The sequence below is a fragment of the Wolbachia endosymbiont (group A) of Norellia spinipes genome (genome assembly GCF_964273535.1).
In genome coordinates, this window is the sequence record NZ_OZ187006.1 from 1,602,812 (window position 1) to 1,628,209 (window position 25,398).

23 protein-coding genes and 2 pseudogenes are annotated in these 25,398 nt (G+C 35.4%); 2 read left to right on the top strand and 23 right to left on the bottom strand.

The annotated features are described in order from the left end of the window. Positions 1-85 precede the first annotated feature (85 nt). From ACFZP3_RS07730 to ACFZP3_RS07840, 23 genes and pseudogenes are all read right to left on the bottom strand, one after another. Positions 86-2,386: a phage tail tape measure protein gene (locus ACFZP3_RS07730; RefSeq protein WP_386086920.1), complete on the bottom strand. Its 2,301-nt coding sequence runs from the start codon at positions 2,384-2,386 to the stop codon at positions 86-88. A 109-nt stretch (positions 2,387-2,495) separates the two neighbouring features. Next, on the bottom strand, positions 2,496-2,753 hold the full coding sequence (locus ACFZP3_RS07735) for a phage tail assembly protein (RefSeq protein WP_386086919.1): 258 nt from the start codon (positions 2,751-2,753) through the stop codon (positions 2,496-2,498). Between the two features lie 88 nt (positions 2,754-2,841). Then, positions 2,842-3,348, bottom strand: coding sequence for a phage major tail tube protein (locus tag ACFZP3_RS07740; protein ID WP_386086904.1), 507 nt, complete (start codon positions 3,346-3,348; stop codon positions 2,842-2,844). A gap of 21 nt (positions 3,349-3,369) precedes the next feature. Further along, positions 3,370-4,548, bottom strand: a complete 1,179-nt coding sequence (locus tag ACFZP3_RS07745; protein ID WP_386086905.1) for a phage tail sheath subtilisin-like domain-containing protein — start codon at positions 4,546-4,548, stop codon at positions 3,370-3,372. Next, positions 4,541-5,101: a hypothetical protein gene (locus tag ACFZP3_RS07750; RefSeq protein ID WP_019236467.1), complete on the bottom strand. Its 561-nt coding sequence runs from the start codon at positions 5,099-5,101 to the stop codon at positions 4,541-4,543. Before ACFZP3_RS07750 ends, ACFZP3_RS07745 begins: the two co-directional genes overlap by 8 nt. A gap of 10 nt (positions 5,102-5,111) precedes the next feature. After that, on the bottom strand, positions 5,112-6,554 hold the full coding sequence (locus tag ACFZP3_RS07755; protein WP_386086906.1) for a hypothetical protein: 1,443 nt from the start codon (positions 6,552-6,554) through the stop codon (positions 5,112-5,114). Then, positions 6,551-6,745, bottom strand: a complete 195-nt coding sequence (locus ACFZP3_RS07760; protein ID WP_386086907.1) for a hypothetical protein — start codon at positions 6,743-6,745, stop codon at positions 6,551-6,553. Before ACFZP3_RS07760 ends, ACFZP3_RS07755 begins: the two co-directional genes overlap by 4 nt. Before the next feature lie 4 nt (positions 6,746-6,749). Then, positions 6,750-7,937, bottom strand: coding sequence for a hypothetical protein (locus ACFZP3_RS07765; RefSeq protein ID WP_265032412.1), 1,188 nt, complete (start codon positions 7,935-7,937; stop codon positions 6,750-6,752). Between the two features lie 14 nt (positions 7,938-7,951). Continuing rightward, positions 7,952-9,895 carry a DUF4815 domain-containing protein gene (locus ACFZP3_RS07770; protein ID WP_386086908.1) on the bottom strand — a complete coding sequence of 648 codons (1,944 nt, stop codon included), beginning with the start codon at positions 9,893-9,895 and terminating at the stop codon, positions 7,952-7,954. Positions 9,896-9,911: 16 nt separating this feature from the next. Continuing rightward, positions 9,912-10,595: a hypothetical protein gene (locus ACFZP3_RS07775; protein ID WP_386086909.1), complete on the bottom strand. Its 684-nt coding sequence runs from the start codon at positions 10,593-10,595 to the stop codon at positions 9,912-9,914. A gap of 298 nt (positions 10,596-10,893) precedes the next feature. Continuing rightward, positions 10,894-11,382, bottom strand: a complete 489-nt coding sequence (locus ACFZP3_RS07780; protein WP_386086918.1) for a hypothetical protein — start codon at positions 11,380-11,382, stop codon at positions 10,894-10,896. 40 nt (positions 11,383-11,422) lie between these two features. Continuing rightward, entirely contained in the window at positions 11,423-12,229 is an 807-nt protein-coding gene (locus ACFZP3_RS07785) for an AAA family ATPase (RefSeq protein ID WP_386086917.1), read from the bottom strand. Positions 12,230-12,245: 16 nt separating this feature from the next. Further along, positions 12,246-12,875, bottom strand: a pseudogene (locus tag ACFZP3_RS07790) (AAA family ATPase); the annotation flags it as partial. 16 nt (positions 12,876-12,891) lie between these two features. Next, positions 12,892-13,894, bottom strand: a protein-coding gene (locus tag ACFZP3_RS07795; RefSeq protein WP_386086916.1) for an IS630-like element ISWpi10 family transposase whose coding sequence is annotated in 2 segments (ribosomal slippage) — positions 12,892-13,383 and positions 13,385-13,894 — 1,002 coding nt in all. Because the reading frame shifts where the segments join, the coding sequence is not laid out codon by codon here. Positions 13,895-13,981: 87 nt separating this feature from the next. Beyond that, positions 13,982-14,158: pseudogene (locus ACFZP3_RS07800) on the bottom strand (AAA family ATPase); the annotation flags it as partial. Between the two features lie 17 nt (positions 14,159-14,175). After that, positions 14,176-14,676: a sigma-70 family RNA polymerase sigma factor gene (locus tag ACFZP3_RS07805; RefSeq protein WP_386086915.1), complete on the bottom strand. Its 501-nt coding sequence runs from the start codon at positions 14,674-14,676 to the stop codon at positions 14,176-14,178. 34 nt (positions 14,677-14,710) lie between these two features. Then, positions 14,711-16,768, bottom strand: coding sequence for an AAA family ATPase (locus tag ACFZP3_RS07810; protein ID WP_386086914.1), 2,058 nt, complete (start codon positions 16,766-16,768; stop codon positions 14,711-14,713). Positions 16,769-18,378: 1,610 nt separating this feature from the next. Further along, positions 18,379-18,588, bottom strand: coding sequence for a hypothetical protein (locus ACFZP3_RS07815; RefSeq protein ID WP_386086913.1), 210 nt, complete (start codon positions 18,586-18,588; stop codon positions 18,379-18,381). A 35-nt stretch (positions 18,589-18,623) separates the two neighbouring features. After that, a complete protein-coding gene (locus tag ACFZP3_RS07820) occupies positions 18,624-19,808 on the bottom strand; it encodes an AAA family ATPase (RefSeq protein ID WP_386086912.1) in 1,185 nt (394 codons plus the stop codon). Further along, complete coding sequence (locus ACFZP3_RS07825; protein WP_353277479.1) at positions 19,805-20,296, bottom strand: hypothetical protein; 492 nt, start codon at positions 20,294-20,296, stop codon at positions 19,805-19,807. The genes ACFZP3_RS07820 and ACFZP3_RS07825 overlap by 4 nt, the downstream gene beginning before the upstream one ends. A 26-nt stretch (positions 20,297-20,322) precedes the next feature. Beyond that, positions 20,323-21,132: an AAA family ATPase gene (locus ACFZP3_RS07830; protein WP_386086911.1), complete on the bottom strand. Its 810-nt coding sequence runs from the start codon at positions 21,130-21,132 to the stop codon at positions 20,323-20,325. Positions 21,133-21,151: 19 nt separating this feature from the next. After that, positions 21,152-21,961 carry an ATP-binding protein gene (locus tag ACFZP3_RS07835; RefSeq protein WP_264724057.1) on the bottom strand — a complete coding sequence of 270 codons (810 nt, stop codon included), beginning with the start codon at positions 21,959-21,961 and terminating at the stop codon, positions 21,152-21,154. A gap of 52 nt (positions 21,962-22,013) precedes the next feature. Continuing rightward, entirely contained in the window at positions 22,014-22,493 is a 480-nt protein-coding gene (locus ACFZP3_RS07840) for a sigma-70 family RNA polymerase sigma factor (RefSeq protein ID WP_386086910.1), read from the bottom strand. A 251-nt stretch (positions 22,494-22,744) separates the two neighbouring features. Between ACFZP3_RS07840 and ACFZP3_RS07845 the strand changes: the two genes are divergently transcribed. Together ACFZP3_RS07845 and ACFZP3_RS07850 are read left to right on the top strand one after the other, a co-directional pair. Next, positions 22,745-23,428 carry a hypothetical protein gene (locus ACFZP3_RS07845; RefSeq protein ID WP_386086909.1) on the top strand — a complete coding sequence of 228 codons (684 nt, stop codon included), beginning with the start codon at positions 22,745-22,747 and terminating at the stop codon, positions 23,426-23,428. 16 nt (positions 23,429-23,444) lie between these two features. Further along, on the top strand, positions 23,445-25,388 hold the full coding sequence (locus tag ACFZP3_RS07850) for a DUF4815 domain-containing protein (protein WP_386086908.1): 1,944 nt from the start codon (positions 23,445-23,447) through the stop codon (positions 25,386-25,388). Positions 25,389-25,398: the final 10 nt, after the last annotated feature.

Consider the following 25,398-nt stretch of genomic DNA (forward strand, 5'->3'; position numbering starts at 1 on the left):
CCAAAATACATTTTTCAATTGAATAAAAATACAAAATTATCAACAAATGAGACTAAATTCAAAAAATTTTAAAAAACATAGTTGATCAATAAAACGTCTCTACTGTATCAAATAAAACATCACGTGACTTTTCTCTTATCCTTTTTATTACTTCATCTGCAAGACTACGAACATCTTGGTTAGGTTCTGCTTTAATGCTGATAGTGTAATTATTAGTGATGTTCTGAGTTTTATTTTGTTCTTTATTTTCAAACTTACTCCTTGCAAATATCTTATTGCTCTCTGTAAACTTTTTCTCCTCAATAAGGCTTTTGACTCTGAAGCTATTTTTATTTCTCTTTGAAAATTCTTTAATTATACTGTTACCTAGCACAGGATTTCCACTGTTGAGAATATTACTCTTTAGGGGACTATGTACTGCTTTTATTTCAGTAACAATACTTTTTCTTTTTTCAAATTCTTTCAGTGGACTATTTTCAGAGATTTTTCCAAATGTGCTACTAACTGTATTTCCCATCCATGAAAAAGCTTCTTCTATGGGTTTTATTATCGATTTCCAAAAGCTAGAGAAAAAGTCTTTCACCTTTTGCCAGTTAGTTATAACAAGAGCTGCACCAGTGACAAGACTTGCTATTAAAAGTCCAACTGGGTTACTCATTACAGCGAGTGTTATTGCTCTTAGCCCTGTTATAACTGCAGGAAAAACTGTAGCTGATAAAAATGAAAATACTCCAAGTAGGTTTGCTTTCAGACCAAAAATCGTACTTCCTAGCAATGTAAATCCGTATCCTAGTCCTACTGCTGCAATTTTTAAACTTATCAAAGCTGCTACAGTACCCATGATCGCCGTGGTTAAAGTTGGATATTTTTCTGCAAACTCTGCTATATATCTAGTTTTTTCTTGTAAAAGTTCAACTATAGATTTTAAAGTAGGCAGCATCACTGAGCCCAGGTTCATACCAACTTCAGCTATTGCATTTCGAAGAAGTCGTAATTTACTGGCTGTGGTGTCTGCACGATTTTTAAATTCTTCTTGCAGAGAGCTTCTGTACTTTTCTGTATTAGTCAATAACTTTATTGCATCCTCATACTTATTAAAACTTCCAGCTAATAATGCAATATCATCTTGAAATTCTTGGCCAAAAAGTTTCATCAGGGTTTGAGAACGCTCCTGGTTATCCATTTTTTTTAGAGTTTGGAAAAAATATAGCAATGCTTCTTGACCATTTTCGCTTACTCTTTGGGCCATTTCTTCTGCAGTTATTCCCATTTCTTCTAATGCTGCTTTAAAATCCCCTCCTTGTTCTTCAGCAGTCTGAAGTTTACTAAGTAGAGCATTTATAGCAGTTGCAGCTTTTGCTGGTTGTTTGCCTAAACTAATGAAAGCATTTACTAAACTGCTTGTTTGTTCAAACTTTAATCCAAACTGCTTTGCAGTACCACCAACTATTGCTAGAGCTTCAACCATGTCTTTTGCTTTAGCAGCAGTGTTATCTGATAAGTGGTTGATTACATTACCAACATGCTCCATTTCACTAACATCAATTCCATAAACATTAGAGAGTTTAGCTATGGAATCACCTGCCTGCTCTGCAGACATATCAAATGCTGTTGACATTTTTGCCACTGTTTCTGTAAACTTAAAAAGATCTTCTTTCTTGATACCAAGTTGACCACCACTTGCAGCTATTTGTGCTAATTCTGCAGCTGATAATGGTATAGTATGTGACATCTCCTTTAGTTTCTGCGCAAATTTGTCAACTTCTTTTGTTTCATCATCAAACTTTACTACTTTTTTAACATCAGCCATAGCACTTTCAAAATCAATCGCAACTTTAATTGGCGCTGCAAGTGAAATACCTAGTCCAACAGTCTCTATAATTTGTGACTTAAAATGTGCCTTACTTGCTAAAAAACTTTGGTGACTACGTATTGCAGATCCAAGCTTACCATACTTACCTTTTAGTACTTCAATAGAAGAACCAAGTTTATATTGATCACTTACTAATGACTTAATGTTTCTGCCACTTTTCCTTACTTCTTCATTGAGCAAATGCAATGATTCTCTCTTCTTTAGGTAAGCCTCTTTTGCTTTTATTGCAGAAGTTTTAGCCTTATCAAACTCAGCTTTTAAAGTCTTGCTTGGCTTTTCCACTGCTTTGATCTGTTTAGCTAAAGATTTGACTTGATCTTCAAAGCCTTTCCATGACCTCCTGCTAGTCAAAACATCACTACCCAACTGCTTAAATTTTGATACTGATTTTAAAGATGAATCAAGCTTTCTTATATTCTCACCAAGACGAGTAAGTTGACTGCTACTTCCTTTTATTACAGTATTAAAACTACCATCTAAGACTGCTCCGATTTTTATAGATAACGTTGACATTTAGACCTCTTTGCTGTTTCTTCCCATAAGATAAATTCGTTAAATTCCATATCAAGAATGTGCTCAACTCCACCACCTATGATAGAGCTAAGCACGAGTACTTCTAATCTCAAGTCTTTTGAATAATTGGTGAAAAAAAATCCTTTAATACCTCTTGAATTTTCACATAATCAGCAATATCTAACTCTTCAATCGCTTCTTTTGCAACTGATGTCAAATTGGCAGTCAAAGTTACTTCCTTACTCAAATCACTACCATTAAGTCTCTCAATAGCAAGATAGTCTCTAACTTTTGGACGTCTAACGATAAGCTCTGAGACAGAAATTCCATCAATTGTTATTGGGTTATTAAGCGTTATAGTTTCCATAAAATTCTCCTAAAAAATAAAATATTTTTACACTTTTAAAGTTATTTTAATATGCTTCTCCTTAAAAAATAAAATTTCAAATAAGTTTTCATATTCCTAAAACCGTTTGCAGCAAGGCCATTTGATCAACACCATTTATCTTTCTAATCATATTTTCAGCATCGATCTCTATCAGTTCATTACCACCTATAGTAAGTTTATAGTAATGAGCAGCTACAGTACACTTCAGCGTTGCTTTTTCAGCAGGTTTCCAGTTACCAAAATCAAACTCTTTAAAAATGCCTCTTAAATTGATTATTACTGCTTCAATATCATTACTACCACTCCCTTGCATTCCACCTCTGAGTGTCAAAGAAACTGAATTCCCATTTATTAGACCAAATAGCTTAAAGAGTTCTGTATCGTATTCAGAAAAAGTGAAATCTGCTTCAAGCTTTTCCATTCCCATATCAATATTTATTGGAATATCCATACCACCAGCTCTATATTCATCTGTTTTTATGGTAAGTTTTGGCAAGGTTATTTCATCAATTTTCCCTGCATAACCTCGACCATCTACGAATACGTTAAAATTCTTTAAAATCTTCGGTAACATTTTTTCCTCTTTCTCCCATTTTTATAATATTGTACCACTCACAAGATGTGACCTGAAAGTAATCTGTTCTGCTGGATATGGTGGTGTAAACTCGAAGTCAAAATACACTTTCCCGCTTGCAATGTTTGCCGGTGTGTTGAGTTCTGGAGTTGCATAACATTTTCCGCTAATAATCGCCCCTTGTGCTTTTAAACTTGCCAGATAGGAATTCACCCCCTCAATCACATCATCTATATAAGTTTTGGTAATATTGCGATCAACTGCCCATAGATGAGCTCGAAGTAGACTATCGTTGATTAAATCTGCAGTCCTTCTCACTGACAAAAAAGCCCATTTTGAGTCATTTGAACATGTCCTATTTCCCCAAAGCCTGTAGCCATTTTGATGAATTATCGTTGTTACTTCATTTTCATTTAAATGGTTTGCTCTACAATTTGTATTACCGAGCGTAAAATCAATAGGCCTGCTTGTGCCAACAATACCATTTATCTCTTTATTTGAAGGTGAGTGCCAAAATCCTTGCTCGCTGTCTATTTTAGCTATTAAACCTGCTACAAATGGACTTGCTGGCAAGATTTCTTCTTCAATAAATACCTTAACCCAAGGGTCAACTACGTAAACTCTTGAGCTGCCTACACTTTTTCTCCATTTTATTGCTTCTTCATCATTAGTATTTGGTCCATCTGCAACAATAATTGCTCTTAATTTTTCTGCTATGGAAATTAAAGCACTCACTACTGGATTTACTCCATCTATTTCAGGTAACTGATGAGTAAACTGAGGTGCAATTAATATTCTTGGAGCAATATGAACTATGCTTTCACTACTGAGGAATGCCTCTATCCCTTGATACTCTCCAGTCTCTTTATCAACACCGCCAATTATATTTTGGATAGTTTCACTTTCTTTGAGCTTTGAATCGCTGTTTTCACTTTCTTTAACTCGAATAACTACTACTGTTGCACCAATCTGGGAAAATATTCCGTTTGTTGCAGAAGGTAAACTGCCACTCTTTCCAAGTCTTGCTGCTTCTTTTAAGCTTCCTGCAATTAACACTGGTTTATTTAGCGGAAATTCTTCCACGTTCGCTTCCGGAGCAGTACCAATTACGCCTATCACTGATGATTTAGCTGTACGTACTGTCTTTGCTCCTGAGGTTACCTCAATAACATTTACTCCGTGTAAAAATTCTTCAGCCATTTCTTTGTATCTTTTGTTTAAAATCGTTTAGTAAGTTCTCTAGCTCATTTTTACTTTTGGCTTCTGCAATTTTTTTCTTGGTAATGTCTTCCAACTCTTCACATTTAATTATTTCTTTTACTGCTTTTTTTGCTTTTTCTTCAATTATTCTTGCCATTTCAATAACTGTAATACCACGGACTTTTGCTAAAGGTTCTATAATTTCTGTATCCTTTTTACTTATAGACTCTGGTGCTGCTAGAATGCTTTTTGCGGCTTTTTCTTGTATTTGATACGATTTAGCTTTTTGGTGAGAATTTCCAGCGTATTCGTTAGTATAGTTATTAAAATAAAAACGCACACTATCAAGTGCAGAAAGTTTCGCATTTTCCAATAATTCCAGCTCAATATCTTCCTTATTCCTTTCAACAATTTTCTCTCCTTCTGTTAAACAATAACTTTTTTGCCAGTCAAAATTCTTTGGTGCTTCATACCAATCATTTCCAGTTGGCTTGTTTTCAAGTGTTGTTGTTTCAATCTGCTTGTGGTTTTCAAAACGTATATAAATAGTCACAAATTCCTCCTCATTGCCATATTTGATCAGTTCGTTCTAACCCTGGACATTGCCAACCCCTGAGCGTCCTTTCCACATCTACCTCAAGCCCTGTGGTGAGAAAATTGCTACGTATGTTATAAATCCCCCACTGAATAAATTGACCATAGTTGTGTACATAATTTGATGCAAGCATACCTTGACTAACTTGTGTTCTGGAATACAGATAAGATGATGTGTAAAGTAATATTGCAACTGTTTTTCCTGCTGGAATCTCCACATTACCAGATCCGGCTAACTTGCTATCAGAACTCGTGTATTGGTAAACATTTTTCCATACTATTTTTGAAATACTTGATTTATTAGAATTAGTGTTATCAGGAGTTCCCACAAATAATCCTGCTCCCCCATACTCCGTACTCGAATACGATGATCCAACAAATTCCATTGTCTTATTTATGTTCACATTGGTTGTATTTTTTACAAATACTACTCCAAGTGCAGCATACGGGTAATAGTATATCTCATCATAACTACCCGAAAAACTTTTTGTGCATAACTCTCCGTAAATAAATGTTCCTTTACTTCCCTCTATAAAACTTAGTTGTCTTGGCCGATAAAAACTAACGTAATCTGTATTGTACGTATGGCTACCTGCTAGTAGTTGTAACATATAGTCAGTTTTTGTTATATCACTACTCCACTTTCCAAGCTCTGTCGTAAAAGTTCCGTGGCCAAAATAATTATTTTTTCTGCCAAGTACACCAAATAAGAAAGGTAATGACCCTGGTTCAACCATGTTGCGCTTTCTTATTTCATTTATAAGAGACGCTTTTAACTGTTCATCCCGAGTTTTTACCTCATTTATCAGGGATGTTTTTAATTGGTTATCACGAGTTTCTATTTCCCCAATAATTGATGAGCCAGATGGTACATTATTAACAGCACGAAAATCTTCTACTAAACCTTTAAGACCATCTTTATGACTATTACTAATGCTATTTATTGCTGCAATATTGGCATTCTTTCTCGTATCAAGTAGCGATAAATTTGTTGTTCCTTTTTCATCAATTCTCTTTAATAATTGCTTCTCTGATTCAGAGATCACTGCTAAAGAACTAGCTTTTTTATTATCCAGATCAGTTAAGTGTTTTTTTGCACTATCAAGAAGTTCTTTTAGCTTACCATCAGTCATCTGTACAATTTCAGAAACTGCACTTTTGTCGACTATTGATTCCAATGCTTTAGCAAGATATGCTAATTGATCTGGTGTACTGTTTTCTGCTAAATCCTTAAGTCTTTTTTGTAGTGCATCAATTATTCCTTTTACTTCAGTCATCTGCACAACGTTGGAAATAGCTTTTTTATCTGCTATCAATTCCAGCGATTTTGCAAGATATGCCAGTTGATCAGCTGTGCTACTTACTGCTAAATCCTTTATCCTTTTATGTAACGCTTCTATTGCTTCTTTCATTCCCAAAAATTCAAAAAAGTCTCAAAATTAAACCGCTCAAAATTACTCTTAAGTTGATTATGCTCATCTTCTCTTTCGGTAATATCTTCATCTATTTTCTCAATTGTGGTACGGATACGAACAACATCCTGCACAGCAATATTTTCTGGATGTAGTAGTGTATATCCTCGTTTGCTTTGGTCATTTGGCATTGATTTAAGTAATAATCACTCGCAAATTTTTGACTTTAGGACGATAGACAACTGTTCCACTTAAAACTAATTTTATCCTTGTCTCATTACCATTAAAGTTTGTTAGCACATGAGTTCTCTCTACCCAATTTTCCCCTATTGGTTTTCCCGAGGTTAAATTTACTAGCTGCCATTCTTTGACGCTTTTCTGCACATATGCTTTTACGTCTGCAGTGCCAGGTATTAGCGCATCATATGTTATGGTAATCTTAGTGTTAGCTCCTGCTGTAATGCTTCTTGTAACATAATCTCCTTTTTCCCCTATATTACCCATAACTAGCTGTAACCCAGGATAAAGAACTGGACTTTTTTCTCGCCCTCCTTTTAGGCTTGCTTTTACCGTTAATTCCCCATTTATTCTTTCACGCAGTGCGAGCGGCAAATTATCAGACAAAAAATTTTCTTTTCCTTCTTCATCTGTTAAAATAAATTCCACATTGGTATCAAATGCTACTTTTTCGACGTTCGTCAAAACAATTAAATCTGATACGTTATTTGCAGTAACCTTGCCAAGATCAATAATGTGAGAAACTTCGCTAAATTTTGCAGCCAAAAGCCGAAACGTTAAATCTAAGTTCTGATGTGGAGTCCAGGTACTTGCATTGCTTGATGAAAGTAATACTCCTACTTGATATGGTTGACTTGTTACCCAACGAATATTTACTGTATCATATTTGCCAAGCTCTGCTATTTTTACTGCAGTATCTGCATCATCAGTGAGTAGCACTATTGCATACTCTTGTCCTGCATGGCAAAACACTGGTAACCACTCTATACGTGTTGCTGTGCCATCTATCTTTATATCTTTTGGCTCAATATAACTTTCAGCAATGACAGTCTGCGAGGGCATTCCCACTGCTGTTTCTCTAATCTGCACAACAACACGTTTTTTGCCGCTATTTGTGAACCATAAATCTAGACCCCCTATGTGTCTGCTCTCATTTAAAGTAAATGTTTGTGCTAAAGGATCAACTCTTCTTGCTGCGATAACTCTTCTTCTTTCCTCTATGGTAATTGTTTTTTTACCAGTATAAGTTGCTTCTCCATAACTTCCTTTATCCCCGTAAAATTGCACTAATTTAGTACCGGCTGGAATATTTGCTGGTACTTTCACCTTTCCCTTTAATTTTCCCTGATTGTTAGCTGTTAACATTTGGTTTTCCAGTTTTAAGTTATAGGTTGAATGTTTATTCCGTCAAATTTTATCTCTTTAAGCTTCTCATTTGGCTCAAAACCTTCAATTTCAAAATTCTGTATTGCTTCTCTCATAAATTCAGTTTCGTATGAAGCACTTGACAGCAGCTCTGTCGTTTCTTTAACATTAAATACTCTTGTTACTGGACTTTTCCAATTTGTTTTTACCTCCGTCCAGTGATCTATATTTTTATTTAGAGTAATTTGTGCCGGTACTGGATCAAAAGCTTGGTATGGATTGATCTTTTCTCCTTTAGTCTGTAAAAGCTGCTCCAGTACCGGTTCAAGTTCATACGGCAAAAGATATCTTTCCCCACCTTTTTCAATATCTGCAACTTCTACATCTATTGGCAGAACTAGCTCTCTATTTACTATTGCTGCAGACTGCGAAATTCCTTGATCACGCATATCATCATCAAAGAATGGGTCAACAAATACTCCTTTTTTGGTAGTAGGTTCTCTTGAATTTGCATCATTGCGTAAACGCTCCTGTGCAACCAGCGCATAAAGATCATTTATTCCCTTCTTCATTGCTTCAAGTTCATTCATTGGCACAGCATGAATAGCATTATTCACTATTTTTACCCCTTCGCCTTTTTTCCATGTCTGATGAATGTAGCAGAGCAAAAGTTGTCCACTAGGCGCTCTAGGCATTGATGGTCGCCAAGGGTGGGAAATTCCTTTTATTCTTCTTACCACTCCTTTGCTATCGATAGTAATTAAATCATAGCGGGGCATTTTCCAGGTATAATCAACCAGAACCAAGCTGTTATCAACTGCACCTCTTACTTTACATCCCTCTTCGCTTATATCTTCAGGGCTTATATGAGTGCGGCAGCGATAGGTTATCAGGTAACTACTTCCAGGAGCTGGTTCTTTACCAGGTAATGACCAATCAACGTTTCCTGCGTTTAGTTTGTAATCTATACTGTTTTCATAAATAACATTGCCTTGTTTAACTTGAATAATCTCAAGTACTGCAGAGTCAGGTATCGGATCAATAGCTCCAGAATATGAACCGTGAGTAACAATAATAGTTTTTTGAACAGTTATGTCTACTTTTTTGATTTCACTTATTGGAAAATCATTAACCTTCAGTTCCATTACTCTTTGGCTATTTGGCTGAAAAGTATGTGGTTCTGATTCAACTGATTTTATATCCGGATCTTCATCAAAAGAAACACGAATACTGTGAGGAAGTTCAATCTCATAGCCATCAACATGAGCTTTTCCCTCATTAATCACAAATATTTCTTTTTTACCTTTTTTTACCCCTTCTTCTCCCTTTTCTTCTTTGTGGAGGAACATCACTTCAAGGCCATTTACAACGTAGGAACCATTTGCTTCTTTGTCATAACGAGCAAGAGCAGTAGTTACTATATTTGCTTGTGGTGGCGGTGAATGTTCTATCAATACTCCATTTTCAATGTTATAAATTGGATAAAATTCTCCTGAAGCATTAGTAGTCACACCCTCAGCTTGATAACTCCAAGTGGTGGAAACTTTAAGCCTTGCAGCGCCTACTTCTTGATAATTACGTGTACCAACAGCAGGATCACGAAGGTTTTCATCCTCAAGCTCTGTAATGGTAGATTCTAGATAATAAACACCTATGCGAACTATAGTACTCAGTGGAATAACAAACTCTTTTTCCTCTACTTTTCTCACTGCTCCACGCAGATAGATTTTTCCTGACTCAAGTGTAACTTTACCAGTTTCTCTATCTATAATACAATTGCTTCCTGTTATAACATCACCATCACGAAATATTGCATCACCTATGCCTTTAAGCTTAGAAAGAGCATACTCCTGAGTCTCATTTAATTCTGCAGACTGTAGACCTCTTCCAGCAAGAAATAAGCTTTTTTCGTATTCTTTGTCAGGATTAAAGCGGTTATAATAGGCGTTTAAAGTCATTTTATGCTAGAAAAATTCAAAAAGTTACAACAAATGAAAAAGTTTCCCGAGTTGCAGATGTTCTGATAAGTGGTACGGTGTGTTCTAAAACTAACAAAATTCCAGGATTTTCCACGTCTTTTGGCTCGAAATATCTCTGTCCTTCAGGTAATCCTTCTTTTATTTTAGTACCAACCATAACTCCTAGCTCCCTGATAACTTGATTTGCTGCGTCCGTGAAATCGAAAGTAAATTTAAGATAGAGATTATTAGTTGGTACATTTGAGGGCCTAAACCTTCCAGAAGGGGTCAAAAGCTCTCCATTCTCATCACCTGTGCAGAAGAGCACTTCGTTCGCAGTACGTCTGCCAAGCTCATTGAGCAGTTTTTCAGAAGTTATCAGCTCTGGTGGTGTGCTTTCACTATATTCTACAGTAACTGCACTATTTGCCCTGATAGAGCTATTTCCCGTACGTTTAATTACACCACTACTGCTATCAACTATATAATCTATACTTGGCTGATAAGTTGTTTGTCCTGTAAAAACCCTTACATCTTTAATAGTATGGTGATTTAGAGCTATTTCACCCTCAACAAAAACTTTTTCGACCTGATGACTACTTTCCCAATTAGCATCACCACTGCCCCAAGCAAGATGGATAGATTGCTCTTTTATGCTGGCTGCTATTGCTGCTCGACCTGATTGTGTAAGAATTGACATGTTTGCCCCTCTTACTATATATATACCGGATTTCTCACATGTTTTTCCGGGAAAAATGAAAATTTTTTTTGAAGTGCATTTTTATGCTTAAACATCCTTTTATCTTAAAAAACCAGAACTACTTTTTCTTTCGAGAATATCGAAACAATGCTTTTTGACATATTGAAAATCAAAGCTCACAAACAGTTTCAAAAGACTCTGCATTTTATCGCTTCTCCTTTCAGCTTTACGTTTTTTCCTACTGCGTATTTAATAGCTCTCTCAATTACAGCAATCCAGAGCTTCTCTTCATCGTATTTCAAAATGGCAACCAATCAACTTCAGATTGTTCTGGAGTAATAACAGTAGCAATCTTGTTTTTTTCTCCATATCGATCAGCTTCAATACTAACTTTTGCAGTAAATTCTAACCCGTTAAAGTCAGCTATAGAATTGATCTTTCTAGCAATAACTGCTTTTTCTGAAGTGTCATGTGCATGAATATTTCGTGCTGACTCCAAAATGCTTCTAAGCATAGAACGACCAGATTCTCCCCAGATGTCTTCTTCACCTTCTGCTTTGCCACTTTTAATACCAATTACTTGAAAAATCTTGCGTTTTGCATATGGACCTTCAGTGACAGTAAATTCAGCGTTTAAATAGATGCTGCCAGTAGTGTAGCTTTTAGTGAACCAATTTTCATAACCTCCTGGTTTAATCGCCATTTTGACTTTCACCGTTGTACCTTTTGGTATTAAATTACTTTGTGATTTTGCAGTATTAAAATCAGTTAAAAAATCTGATAGCATATTGTCCTCCTATAAATTAATTGCAAAACGAAAAAAAGAATCAACTCCATTGGTCTACAAGTTTCCAACGACCATTTATCTTATCGACAAGCTTGCTTGCCACACGTTCACCATTTCGCAACTCAAATACTACTTGACGGGTAGTGCTTTCCTCATCATGAGCAAACATCACCATACCAGTACTGTAAAATCCACGTAAAGATCCAGCACCGCTTAACCCTTGAAATGGATCCTCTTCTAGCATCTTTTTAGACAGTTTTTTTGTATGGTGGGTGAGTATTATGCCCGAATCTGGATTGATAACATTTCTCAGTCTTTCAAGTTTCTTTTGCAAAAAGAATAGCATAGCGCTATTGTCATTTTCATTGCCATATTCACTTGAGTTAAAAATGTTACGAAGAGGATCGATGGCAATAATATCAGGTTTGAAACGCTCTTTGACAACATTTTTAATTTCATCTATTTCTTCACTGCTAAATGATAATTGCACTCTTGGCGTGATAATTAAGTTATTGGCAGCTATGTCCAAAAGCTCTTTATTCAGTTGAAGTTGTTGCAACCGTTCTTTCATATATTCATATTCAATTTCAGTTTGCATGTAGAAGATTTTCAAAGGTCTATTTGGTGTCATACCAAGAAACGATCTACCAGCAGCCATATGAACGAGCCAAGAGATCAAAAAGTCGCTTTTACCAATCTTAGGTGGGCCACCTAGTACCAATAAGCCTCTTTTTGTTAAAATTCTTGGTGAGATTATATCCTCTGGTATTGGCATTTGATCACTTAAATACTCCTTTACGCTGTAAAAAGGGATTTTTTTACCGATATTGAAAAAGCTTTGTTCCATATTACTCCTTTTAAAATTAGGCAACAGAAGCCAAGGTTTTGGCTTTAATTTTCGCAAGTAATTTACCCAGATGCGGTTCTTCAACCATATTCAGGCAGCCACTTCGATCTTTAGCTGGATATCCCCAAGAGTTAATAGTCTGACAGACAAATGAACGTTTCTCCGTGCCATCATCTTTCTTGATTCCAACCATACTGATTACTTCGTCAACTATCCCTGGAATCTCACTAGCAGTTTTAGCCCCTTCACATTGAGGTAGCCAAATTGAACGATTACAGTCATCGAGATATTGACCTAGTGTGCCAACTATGATGATGTCTTTATCTCGAATATGTTGAAACTGATTGAGCCAGGCCATCATTTCTTGAGCAAGTAATCCATAGGCAGCTCTTTTGTCTTCTTTTCCCGATCTATCAGAAAAACACTCAGGTTGCATTCTTGCCCATAAAAGACATAAACGTGATGCAACAGTTATACTATCAATAAAAATAGAGCGATATTTAGAAACTTCAGAAAGAAGATCTTTATACTTACCAGATACATGCTCATAGTGCTTTTGACTATACGCTTGATCAGATTTTAGTGCAGGGTTTGGACCACCAATTAGGCAAGCAATATCACGAGCTTGACTCCAAGTACGAATCTCATACCAAATTCCATTACTAATCGAACAAATAAGAAACATTACAAACTCGTTTAATAGTAGCACTGGAAATACTGACAATAAAATTACACAGAACATCTTCAAGTAAGCCTATGGTATAGTAGACTCTGTTGCGTAAAGTATTGTGTTTGATATATTGCCACAACCTCTCAACAGGATTCAGTTCTGGTGAATAAGGAGGCAAGTATATAATGGTAATGTTTTTCTGAATTTTCAAACTTTTTGATCTATGCCAGCCTGCACAATCCATTACAAGAAAGGCTTTTTTCGTGCCTAAATCTTTCGACATCTGCTCCAGAAATATATTCATACAATCAGTGTTTACATATGGAGCAAGTAGGATAATTTTCTTACCACTTCTTGGATTTACCGCACTGTAGATATAGAAATTTTGTCTACCAATTTTCATTTTAACCTGCATTCTGACCCCTTTTTTAAACCATCCGTGTCCGATTTTTGAATGAGTTCCAAATCGTGATTCATCAAAAAAATACCTCCTTTTCAGGGTGGGAATTGACTATTTTATTGAAGTATTTTTTAAACTCTTCTTGCTTGTTTTTATCTTGTTTATGGTGAATTGGCCTCGGTGTTATGTAAGAAAACTTCATCCTTTGTATCTCACGATGCACTGTTGATTTGCTAATGTTTAGGCCAAATTCCTCTGAGATTTTTATTTGCACTTCCTTAATAGTAATATTTGGATTTCTTTCTACCCATATTTCAATTTGCTCACGTTGATTTTTGTTTAATTTGCTTTTTCTTCGCCGCTGAGAAGGGGAAAATAATTTTTCTACTCTACCAAATTTTAGATGCTTTATCCATTCAGTCAAAGCAGTCCTTGAAATTTTACATATTCTTGCCACAGCGCTTATACTACTTTCTTTTCCTACTATCACCGCTTGTAACTTTTTTGAAACATATGCGTTATTTCTGACCTTTTTTAACATTTCTTTCGCCAAATTTACAACTTTTTCGTCTAACAGTTTTGACCTTAATGCCATTTATACCTCTCTATTTTATCTACTTTAGTATCACTTCTTTCCCATTATTGTCTATCTGTTCTTTACATAGTGGGAATTGGTATCAGTTGAATCTCCTTTCCAGTCTTGTACAGCTAGAAGTCCTGCTTCAAAATCAAGGCAAAGTGTTGTTGATTCATCGAGGGTTTTGAGCAGACTGGTCTTGCCGATTCCATAAGGTCCAAAGATTACTACTTTCACACCTGTGACCATTTTTGCTCTTTCTTTGCTGTTTATTATTTTCATATTTTTCCCCCTTATAGTTAGAAATCTCGTTTTAGGTATGTTTTAAGGTGGGAAAACTCTTTGCGTAATTTGTTGATTGTGTCGTAGAGAGTTGATTTTGGTACACCAGTCCTTCTGGAAATTTCACAAATGCTGTGATCTTCTGCTAATAGTTTACATATTTTTCTTAACTCTCGAGGTAACTTTGCAATTGCTTCATTTACGTCAATGCGTACTGCGGAGCTATATTCAAGACTTTCATCGCTCTCTTCGTATAAAGCTTCATCAACAAAATTAATGGTACGTTTTTTACATAGTTCTTTCTCTTTTAAATTAAGAGCACGGCATTTAACGTACTGTTTTATAAAATGTCCTTCAAGTTCATTAAGGCCAGGCAAACAGTCAAGTAAAAGATCTTGCTCAATATCTTCAATGTCTTTATAAGCAAAAGCTTTTCCTCTCTTCAGAAGTTTAGCATAGTGTCGTATGTGTTTAACAACTTTTGGATTAATACCAGTATAGGAATTTTTAGAATGCATATTTTCTCCCTCTAATTAAGAAATGATTAAAGTGTTAATTGTGATAAACCCAAGTATTTGGATTTTCTACAGGAATTACGCTGCCATAATGCGGTGATTTGTAGTGTGTGGGTAGTAACCTGTGATAGACTGTAACCTTTTTGTTCTTCTCTGGATCAAGTATTTTTTGCCCAAATTCCATACCTTCAACGCAAAGTACTCCGTATTTGTTTCTTGCAGCGTTTTTGCCTTCTTTGTTGAATTTAACGTAGCCTTTGGTAGCAAGAACATCGAGACGATCACGAATAGAATGTGTACTGCCAAGACCTTCTTTATTTTCAAATGCCTGACAAAACTGATTAATTGTATAAGCATGACCCTTACGTCCTTCTGCACATATTAAGTCCAAGATGATGTCATATCTACGAGAACGTTCGGCATCTAGTTTTTCACCATAGTCTTTATTTATTAACCTTTGTGACTCAGCGTCAACTTCGTACCAATGACCATTAATTTTATCAACAAATTTTGGCATAACAGAATTTCCATTACGTAACTCAAACATCAGTTGACGATAGCTGTTCTTCTCATCAGGCCTAAACATGATCATTCCAGTGGTATAGAATCCTCGTAAGCTGCTAGCGCCACTAAAACTTTGAAATGGATCTTCTTCTAATAGTTTCTTTTGCATTTTCTTTGTATGGTGCACAAGAATAACTCCAGCATCTGGATTGATTAGAGAACGCAGTTTTTCAACTCTCTCCTGGAGAAAGAAAATCATGGCATTATTATCATTTTCGTTACCGTATTCATCAGCATCAAAAACGTTACGCAATGGATCTACCGCTATGACATCAATGGTGTTTAGGTCAAAGTTTCTTTCTGCTTCAGCTACGATATCTTTAATGCCATTTTCATTTAAAAGCAGCTTAGTCTGTGGTGTAATAACTAAATTGTTTGCAGCAAGTTTAATAAGTTCTTCACTAAGTTTCATCTGTTGCAGCCGTTCACGCATATAGTGGTAACCGATTTCAGTCTGAAGGTAGAAGATTCTTAAGGGCCTTTTTGGCACCATATCAAAAAATGGAGTTCCAGATGCCATATGAAAAAGCCAAGAAATAAGAAAGTCACTTTTTCCCACTTTAGGCGCGCCAGCAAAAACTAAAAGACCACTAGGAGTTAAAACTCTAGGAGCAATTATGTCTTCTGGCATTGGTGATTTGTCATTTAGGTACTGCAATACAGGAAATGAAGTAACGTTTTTTGTATATGGGAAAGAAACAGTTGAGGTTAAAAATCTTTTGACGTCTACTCCTTCTTTAATACAATCAGCAGCATCCCAAGCTTTTGGTTTATCTTGTGGAATTTTAAGAATAGAAAGCGATGCAACGCCTATATCTAAAAGCTTCTTTGCAACATTTTCAGCATATTTCTGACCTGAACTATCGTTGTCTGGCCATATGGTTATGTGTTTACCTTTTAGCGGAGCCCAATCTGTTTTATTTACAGGTGAATTTGCTCCAAACATCATTGTTGTGGCTGTTATGCCCTTACTGATTAAACTTTCAGCACATTTTTCACCTTCAACGAAAACAATTTTATCGGATTTAATTATACCTGGAACATTGTACAAAGGCCTTGGATCTGGAGCAGTACTACTTGAGTTTTTTACATCAAAACAGCTATATCGTTTTTTCCCTGAAGTGCTATCATAACGGTAAATTTTAGCTATTACTTGATTATTTTCATCATGATAGTCCCAACATGCTATTAAACGTTCTGAAAATTCTTCTTTATGGTTTGTTGAGTGACCAAGCCATTTTTCTATATCTTCTATGGTATCAAGAAACTTAGTCTGACTAGTAACATCCCACCAGAGATTAAGTATATCTCCGCCTTCACCAGTAGCAAAATCGTGCCATAATCCGGCTCTTTCTCCTCTTGTTTCTACTACTAAACTTTTCCCTTTATCTCCTCTAATATTACCAACATAGAACTTACCTCCGTGGAAAGTACCATTTGGTAATAAGTAGGATAAAGATGATTCTATTCTTGAGAGTAGTTCTGCTTTTATTTCTGCTGCTCTTTCAAATAAAGCTTGCTTGTCATGCATATTGTTTTCTCCTGTTAAAATAAGCTATGTTTGTTGACAAAATGTCTCTGCTACATAGCTCATGATGATGTTCTTAAAGGCTGGTAATTTAAAATACAGTTATAAATGGGTAGAGAGATGTCTCTGTACCTTTTACTATAGTAATACCGGATTTCTCATAGGTTTTTCCGGAAGAGTGGAGAAATTTTTTTCAAGCGTAAGTTGACACTGTCCATATTTACCCCAAATATTTACAATTCAGAAGACCAGGCTGCTAGGTCTTACTATAGTAAGTTCAACAAAATACAAAAACTGGTCACTTTTTAGAAAATTTTGCACAAGCTACTACCTGCGTTCTCTTATCTTTCATATGCCCCTGTAGTATATATATACGTTCAATTTCAAATTCGTCCAAAAAACTACAAAAATATATAGGCAACACTAAAAAAGTTCTCTTCTGTAGAGGTAAATGGTGATATTGAAAATTTAACTCTGCTCTCAACTTACACTCCTCAAAAAAATTACAAAATTTAATTTCATTTTAACTTTAAACAAAAAAGCCGCCTATAAGTTGCATCTGCATTATGTTGCAAAATATACTATACTTTGCTTATGAGAATAACCAAATAAGCCATCCTTTTTTCTCCTCCATAACAGATATATACTAGAAATGCAGTCCGAAATATGAATTGCTCTAAAATTTTTTTCATTACGATTTTTCTATTAAACTTTAATAGAGCTTAACACATTTACAATATACTCAGGGGAGAGATTTTCCGTCTATAAGAATTAGCCACAAAATGCTATATTAGTAAAGTTATTCATAATAATTATTTGTGAATTAAGTGCTTTAGATTCGAGATTACATAGATTTTTGGCAGTTTAAGCCATTTTAGATTGAAAAATGAAATCTCCAAAAAGGAAAAAACCCGGCTATATTAAAGGGTTAAGAGTAATTTAAGTTTGAAATTCAAAAAAACTTCTTAATTGCTTTAAAAGCTAGGATTATAGAGGGTTTTTGAGTGTAGCCCAGTTTCAGGTAAAACCTTATATATTATATATATAATATATAATAATATATAATAATAGAACATATAGGATATGTACCTTTCATAATACCTACCTAAATATTATTAACGCGCTTAAATGTTTAATTTGTTACTTTTTTAATAATAAGTTAAGCAAAAAAACATGAACTGTAATAAGTTTATTATAATATAAACCTTAAGAGAAGTTCCGCGGTGGCCATCTGCTCAACTGAAATGGTTTTCAAAAAGGCTAATATACCGTCCATTTAAATTTTTAACCGAAATATAAAAGTCATTTAAAAAATAAACTCAAGTGGCAACTAACCGGTTTTTTAAAGCCGCCTATAACCTACTCTAACTACTTACGCATACAGGTGGACCAGCTGTATTTCATGATATTAGTAGACATAAACCTAGTTATTGTAAGATAATTAAAGGCATCACTCAAAGGAAGATAAATGTGTGGCCTATTCTTCAAAGTAAGGTTTTAAGGAATAAGAAGCTGTTCTGAGTTTTGTGATTTCCAGTAAAATTGAAAAATTAGGAACAAAAACATACTATACTTAACTCACTGAATTTCTATGCTTTTAGCCACTTAGTGCATTACTTTTCCATTTCCAAAAGACTTAATGAGTCAGATCGCCCTTGTATATTGCCTACATAAAACTTATCACCACAAAAAATCCCTCTTGGCAATAGATAAGAAAGGCATGATCTGATATTTAACAGAAGCTGAGCTTTAAGTTGTTCTTTTTCTACTAACGGTGCATTTTTTCGTGGAGCTGCAGTATTAAAATCACAATAGATACCCATAAAATCTCCAATATATTTAAAGTTTAGAAATTTGGTTAAGCTGTAGCTATCCAGCGTCCGTTAACCATATTTATGAATTTTGTTGGTATTGGTTTGCCGTTTTTAAGTTCGTATATCAATTGCAGAGTATTCCTTTCTGGCCTAAATATCATTACTCCAGATGTATATAAACTTCTTAAAACATTAGCACCACTCAATGCTTGAAATGGATTCTTTTTTAACGTGGTTGTTGACACTTTTTTGGTATAATGTGTAACTATTACTCCAGCCGTAGGGTTAGTTATAGAGCGTAGTTCATCAATACCATTTTGCAAAAAAGAGATCATACTCCTATAATCAAAAAGAGAGTCTATCACTATAAGATCAACTGTTTTTACATCGAGATTTTCCGACATAATTTCTTTTATTTTTTCCACATTCAAAGTTAACTGTACTTTTTTAGTAATAACTAAGTTTTCTGTTCCTTCACCAAGGATTTTCTTGCTGATTCTTAGCTTCTGTAAGCGCTCTCTTATGTAATCATATTCCATTTCATCCTGTAGATAGAATATCTTAAGTGGCTTTGCAGGCTTCATACCAAGAAATGATACTCCAGCAGCTAAATGTACTAACATGGAAAGTAGAAAATTACTTTTTCCTATTTTGGGAGTTCCGCCTATAACCAAAAGACCGCCTGGAGTTAAAATTCTTGGGCCTATTATATCTTTTGGCATTGGTGATTTATCATTCAAGTAATGCCTTGCTGAAAACGATGTAATTTTATGTTCTGTTGTGTTTTCTTTAGTATTTAACCACTTCTTAGCGGAATTTATATCACCTTTAACTAAAGTCCAAAGATCAATAATATCACCACTAATTCCTTTAGTAAAATTACGCCAATTTCCAGCTTCTTTACCCACTATTTTAACCGTAATCATATCCCCGTCACAGTTGCCAACATAAGTCCTCTCTCGATAAAAATTACCGTTTGGAATTAGGTAAGGTACACACTCCTTAATATTATCAATCAATAATCCTTTTATTTCCTTTCTCTGCATAAAACCCCCATACATACTTTTCATACGCTTAGAGCTGAGATTAGCTAGCTCACAAACAGTTTCAAAAGACTCTGAATCAAACCATTTAATTGCTTCTTTCTTTAGCTCTGGATTTTTTCCTGCTGCATCTTTGATAGCTCTCTCAATTACAGCAATCCAGAGCTTCTCTTCGTCGTACTTCAAAATGGCAACCAATCAACTTCAGATTGTTCTGGAGTAATAACCGTAGCAATCTTGTTCTTTTCTCCATACCGATCAGCTTCAATACCAACTTTTGCAGTAAACTCTACCCCGTTAAAGTCAGCTATAGAGTTGACTTTTCTAGCAATAGCTGCTTTTTCTGAAGTGTCATTTGAATGAATGTTCCGTGCTGACTCCAAAATACTTCTAAGCATAGAACGACCAGATTCTCCCCAAGTATCTTCTCCTTCAACTCTTGCTTTGCCACTTTTAATACCAATTACTTGAAAAATCTTGCGTTTTGCATATGGACCTTCAGTGACAGTAAATTCAACGTTTAAATAGATGCTGCCAGTAGTGTAGCTTTTAGTGAACCAATTTTCATAACCTCCTGGTTTAATTGCCATTTTTACCTTGACTATTGTACCTTTTGGTATTAAATTGCTCTGCAGTTTTGCGTTATTAAAATCAGTTAAAAAATCTGATAACATATTGTCTCCTATAAATTAAGTAAAAATCAGTTACTCCATTGGTCTGCAAGCTTCCAACGACCATCTATCTTATCAACAAGCTTATTTGCTACACGTTCACCATTACGAAGCTCAAATACTATTTGACGGACAGTGCTTTCCTCATCATGAGCAAACATCACCATGCCAGTGCTATAAAATCCACGTAAAGATCCAGCACCACTTAGGCCTTGAAATGGATCTTCTTCTAACATTTTTTTGGATAGTTTTTTTGTATGGTGAGTGAGTATTATGCCCGAATCTGGATTGATAACATTTCTCAGTCTTTCAAGTGTTTTTTGCAAGAAGAATAACATAGCGCTATTGTCGTTTTCATTGCCATATTCACTTGAGTTAAAAATGTTACGAAGAGGATCGACGGCAATAATATCAGGTTTGAAACGCTCTTTGATAACATTTTTAATTTCATCTATTTCTTCACTGCTGAAAGATAATTGTACTCTTGGTGTAATGATTAAGTTATTGGCAGCTATATTCAAAAGTTCGTTATCCAGTTGAAGTTGTTGCAAACGTTCTTTCATATATTCATATTCAATTTCAGTTTGCAGATAGAAAATTTTCATAGGTTTGCTTGGAGTCATAACCAAAAATGAAACTCCAGCAGCCATGTAAACAAGCCAAGAGATCAAAAAGTCGCTTTTGCCAATCTTAGGAGGGCCACCCAGTACCAATAAGCCTCTTTTTGTTAAAATTCTTGGTGAGATTATATCTTCTGGTATTGGTGATTGATCATTCAAGTATTCTTTCACACTGAAAAAGGGAATTTTTTGACCGATATTGAAAAAGCTTTGTTCCATAATAATTATTCTCCAATTTTTAATTAAACAGCAAAGTTTTGGCTTTAATTTTCGCAAGTAATTTACCTAGATGTGGTTCCTCAACCATATTCAGGCAGCCACTGCGATCTTTAGCTGGGTATCCCCAAGTATTAATAGTCTGACAGACAAATGAACGTTTCTCTGTACCATCATCTTTCTTGATTCCAACCATGCTGATTACCTCATCAACTATCCCTGGAATCTCACTAGCAGTTTTAGCTCCTTCACATTGAGGTAGCCAAGTTGGACGATTGCAGTCATCGAGATATTGACCTAATGTGCCAACTATTATGATGTCTTTATCTCTGATATGTTGAAACTGATTGAGCCAAGCCATCATCTCTTGGGCAAGCAACCCATAAGCAGCTCTTTTATCTTCTTTTCCTGATCTATCGGAAAAAGCTTCAGGTTGCATCCTTGCCCATAATAGACATAAACGTGAAGCAACGGTTATACTATCCACAAAGATGCATCGGTATTTAGAAACTTCAGAAAGAAGATCTTTATACTTGCCAGATACATGTTCATGGTGTTTTTGACTGTATGCTTGGTCAGATTTCAGCGCAGGGTTTGGACCACCAATTAGGCAGGCAATATCCCGAGCTTGATTCCAAGTACGAACACTAATTGAATCTCCCTGCCAATCTTGAACAGCAAGCAGACCTGCTTCAAAGTCAAGACATAGTGTTGGTTCACTTATAGTCTTTAAGAGACTGGTTTTACCAATACCGTAAGGACCAAAAATTACTACTTTTATGCCTGTAGTTGTTTTCAATCTTTCATTATTGTTTAAAATTTTAAAAGTCATTTATTCACCTCAATGGTATATGTTATATATTCAGGAAAGGTAGAATTTATGTTCAATTTTTCTTTTTGCCCTTGTAGTAGATGGAAGAGAGTTTTATACGTATTTTTCTTACCATAGTATTTAAAGTAGTTCTTGATATGTTGTTCATCTTAGCAACTTCATATAAGTTAAAGTACTTGAGTTGTTCGCATATCCTCTGCATCTTTCTTGGTAGCGTTGAAATCATGTAATCTACATCAGTACGTTTTGCTACTTCATCTTCAAAAGCTTCTGTTTTCTCAATATTGATGTAGTTATTAATATTGCGTTTTATACATAGTTGTTTCTCCAATAAGTTATTGGCACGACGTTCAGTTAATCTTGCTACAAAAGTGTTAAAGCTACCTTTACTTTCATCATATCTATCAAGATAAGTCCAAATTTCACAGAAAAGTTCTTGCTCAAGATCTTCATGAGCAAAGCATTCAAAAAGTTTTAATCTCTTAGCTTGATACCGTATATTTTGAACAACTATGGCAGTTTTTAGTTTCATAACTTTTCCCTAAAACAATTAATGCTTTAAGGATGAGAACTTATAGGTGCACTTTGTAGGACAGGAGCAAAAATAAATAATACAGATGCAATTTTTAACCTATTGATATTCTATTGTTTTTTTTCGAGAATAATACAGTTCGATTTTTAAATAATACTGCAACAAAAAATTAGGCAAAAATTCATTTTTTTTGGACAAAAATTTTCCAAATCCTGAATATATATTATATAAGCCTTTCAAACTCATCACAGGTGTCAATTCTTACACAATCAGGTCGAGCAGCAATAGCAGCCAGCATAAAAGAGCAATCTATCCATCTTGCTTGGGGCAGTGGTGATGCTAATTGGGAAAGTAGTCATCAGGTCGAAAAAGTTTTTGTTGAGGGTGAAATAGCTCTAAATCACCATACTATTAAAGATGTAAGGGTTTTTACAGGACAAACAACTTATCAGCCAAGTATAGATTATATAGTTGATAGCAGTAGTGGTGTAATTAAACGTACGGGAAATAGCTCTATCAGGGCAAATAGTGCAGTTACTGTAGAATATAGTGAAAGCACACCACCAGAGCTGATAACTTCTGAAAAACTGCTCAATGAGCTTGGCAGACGTACTGCGAACGAAGTGCTCTTCTGCACAGGTGATGAGAATGGAGAGCTTTTGACCCCTTCTGGAAGGTTTAGGCCCTCAAATGTACCAACTAATAATCTCTATCTTAAATTTACTTTCGATTTCACGGACGCAGCAAATCAAGTTATCAGGGAGCTAGGAGTTATGGTTGGTACTAAAATAAAAGAAGGATTACCTGAAGGACAGAGATATTTCGAGCCAAAAGACGTGGAAAATCCTGGAATTTTGTTAGTTTTAGAACACACCGTACCACTTATCAGAACATCTGCAACTCGGGAAACTTTTTCATTTGTTGTAACTTTTTGAATTTTTCTAGCATAAAATGACTTTAAACGCCTATTATAACCGCTTTAATCCTGACAAAGAATACGAAAAAAGCTTATTTCTTGCTGGAAGAGGTCTACAGTCTGCAGAATTAAATGAGACTCAGGAGTATGCTCTTTCTAAGCTTAAAGGCATAGGTGATGCAATATTTCGTGATGGTGATGTTATAACAGGAAGCAATTGTATTATAGATAGAGAAACTGGTAAAGTTACACTTGAGTCAGGAAAAATCTATCTGCGTGGAGCAGTGAGAAAAGTAGAGGAAAAAGAGTTTGTTATTCCACTGAGTACTATAGTTCGCATAGGTGTTTATTATCTAGAATCTACCATTACAGAGCTTGAGGATGAAAACCTTCGTGATCCTGCTGTTGGTACACGTAATTATCAAGAAGTAGGCGCTGCAAGGCTTAAAGTTTCCACCACTTGGAGTTATCAAGCTGAGGGTGTGACTACTAATGCTTCAGGAGAATTTTATCCAATTTATAACATTGAAAATGGAGTATTGATAGAACATTCACCGCCACCACAAGCAAATATAGTAACTACTGCTCTTGCTCGTTATGACAAAGAAGCAAATGGTTCCTACGTTGTAAATGGCCTTGAAGTGATGTTCCTCCACAAAGAAGAAAAGGGAGAAGAAGGGGTAAAAAAAGGTAAAAAAGAAATATTTGTGATTAATGAGGGAAAAGCTCATGTTGATGGCTATGAGATTGAACTTCCTCACAGTATTCGTGTTTCTTTTGATGAAGATCCGGATATAAAATCAGTTGAATCAGAACCACATACTTTTCAGCCAAATAGCCAAAGAGTAATGGAACTGAAGGTTAATGATTTTCCAATAAGTGAAATCAAAAAAGTAGACATAACTGTTCAAAAAACTATTATTGTTACTCACGGTTCATATTCTGGAGCTATTGATCCGATACCTGACTCTGCAGTACTTGAGATTATTCAAGTTAAACAAGGCAATGTTATTTATGAAAACAGTATAGATTACAAACTAAACGCAGGAAACGTTGATTGGTCATTACCTGGTAAAGAACCAGCTCCTGGAAGTAGTTACCTGATAACCTATCGCTGCCGCACTCATATAAGCCCTGAAGATATAAGCGAAGAGGGATGTAAAGTAAGAGGTGCAGTTGATAACAGCTTGGTTCTGGTTGATTATACCTGGAAAATGCCCCGCTATGATTTAATTACTATCGATAGCAAAGGAGTGGTAAGAAGAATAAAAGGAATTTCCCACCCTTGGCGACCATCAATGCCTAGAGCGCCTAGTGGACAACTTTTGCTCTGCTACATTCATCAGACATGGAAAAAAGGCGAAGGGGTAAAAATAGTGAATAATGCTATTCATGCTGTGCCAATGAATGAACTTGAAGCAATGAAGAAGGGAATAAATGATCTTTATGCGCTGGTTGCACAGGAGCGTTTACGCAATGATGCAAATTCAAGAGAACCTACTACCAAAAAAGGAGTATTTGTTGACCCATTCTTTGATGATGATATGCGTGATCAAGGAATTTCGCAGTCTGCAGCAATAGTAAATAGAGAGCTAGTTCTGCCAATAGATGTAGAAGTTGCAGATATTGAAAAAGGTGGGGAAAGATATCTTTTGCCGTATGAACTTGAACCGGTACTGGAGCAGCTTTTACAGACTAAAGGAGAAAAGATCAATCCATACCAAGCTTTTGATCCAGTACCGGCACAAATTACTCTAAATAAAAATATAGATCACTGGACGGAGGTAAAAACAAATTGGAAAAGTCCAGTAACAAGAGTATTTAATGTTAAAGAAACGACAGAGCTGCTGTCAAGTGCTTCATACGAAACTGAATTTATGAGAGAAGCAATACAGAATTTTGAAATTGAAGGTTTTGAGCCAAATGAGAAGCTTAAAGAGATAAAATTTGACGGAATAAACATTCAACCTATAACTTAAAACTGGAAAA

Bases quoted from the DNA above. Each gene is read 5' to 3' on its own strand.
- ACFZP3_RS07830 (WP_386086911.1), bottom strand. From the start codon at position 21,132: ATGGAACAAAGCTTTTTCAATATCGGTCAAAAAATTCCCTTTTTCAGT.
- ACFZP3_RS07815 (WP_386086913.1), bottom strand. From the start codon at position 18,588: ATGGGTATCTATTGTGATTTTAATACTGCAGCTCCACGAAAAAATGCA.
- ACFZP3_RS07785 (WP_386086917.1), bottom strand. From the start codon at position 12,229: ATGGAACAAAGCTTTTTCAATATCGGTAAAAAAATCCCTTTTTACAGC.
- ACFZP3_RS07775 (WP_386086909.1), bottom strand. From the start codon at position 10,595: ATGTCAATTCTTACACAATCAGGTCGAGCAGCAATAGCAGCCAGCATA.
- ACFZP3_RS07805 (WP_386086915.1), bottom strand. From the start codon at position 14,676: ATGCATTCTAAAAATTCCTATACTGGTATTAATCCAAAAGTTGTTAAA.
- ACFZP3_RS07825 (WP_353277479.1), bottom strand. From the start codon at position 20,296: ATGTTATCAGATTTTTTAACTGATTTTAATAACGCAAAACTGCAGAGC.
- ACFZP3_RS07840 (WP_386086910.1), bottom strand. From the start codon at position 22,493: ATGAAACTAAAAACTGCCATAGTTGTTCAAAATATACGGTATCAAGCT.
- ACFZP3_RS07765 (WP_265032412.1), bottom strand. From the start codon at position 7,937: ATGTTAACAGCTAACAATCAGGGAAAATTAAAGGGAAAGGTGAAAGTA.
- ACFZP3_RS07850 (WP_386086908.1), top strand. From the start codon at position 23,445: ATGACTTTAAACGCCTATTATAACCGCTTTAATCCTGACAAAGAATAC.
- ACFZP3_RS07740 (WP_386086904.1), bottom strand. From the start codon at position 3,348: ATGTTACCGAAGATTTTAAAGAATTTTAACGTATTCGTAGATGGTCGA.
- ACFZP3_RS07735 (WP_386086919.1), bottom strand. From the start codon at position 2,753: ATGGAAACTATAACGCTTAATAACCCAATAACAATTGATGGAATTTCT.
- ACFZP3_RS07760 (WP_386086907.1), bottom strand. From the start codon at position 6,745: ATGCCAAATGACCAAAGCAAACGAGGATATACACTACTACATCCAGAA.
- ACFZP3_RS07835 (WP_264724057.1), bottom strand. From the start codon at position 21,961: ATGACTTTTAAAATTTTAAACAATAATGAAAGATTGAAAACAACTACA.
- ACFZP3_RS07730 (WP_386086920.1), bottom strand. From the start codon at position 2,386: ATGTCAACGTTATCTATAAAAATCGGAGCAGTCTTAGATGGTAGTTTT.
- ACFZP3_RS07810 (WP_386086914.1), bottom strand. From the start codon at position 16,768: ATGCATGACAAGCAAGCTTTATTTGAAAGAGCAGCAGAAATAAAAGCA.
- ACFZP3_RS07780 (WP_386086918.1), bottom strand. From the start codon at position 11,382: ATGCTATCAGATTTTTTAACTGATTTTAATACTGCAAAATCACAAAGT.
- ACFZP3_RS07770 (WP_386086908.1), bottom strand. From the start codon at position 9,895: ATGACTTTAAACGCCTATTATAACCGCTTTAATCCTGACAAAGAATAC.
- ACFZP3_RS07745 (WP_386086905.1), bottom strand. From the start codon at position 4,548: ATGGCTGAAGAATTTTTACACGGAGTAAATGTTATTGAGGTAACCTCA.
- ACFZP3_RS07755 (WP_386086906.1), bottom strand. From the start codon at position 6,554: ATGAAAGAAGCAATAGAAGCGTTACATAAAAGGATAAAGGATTTAGCA.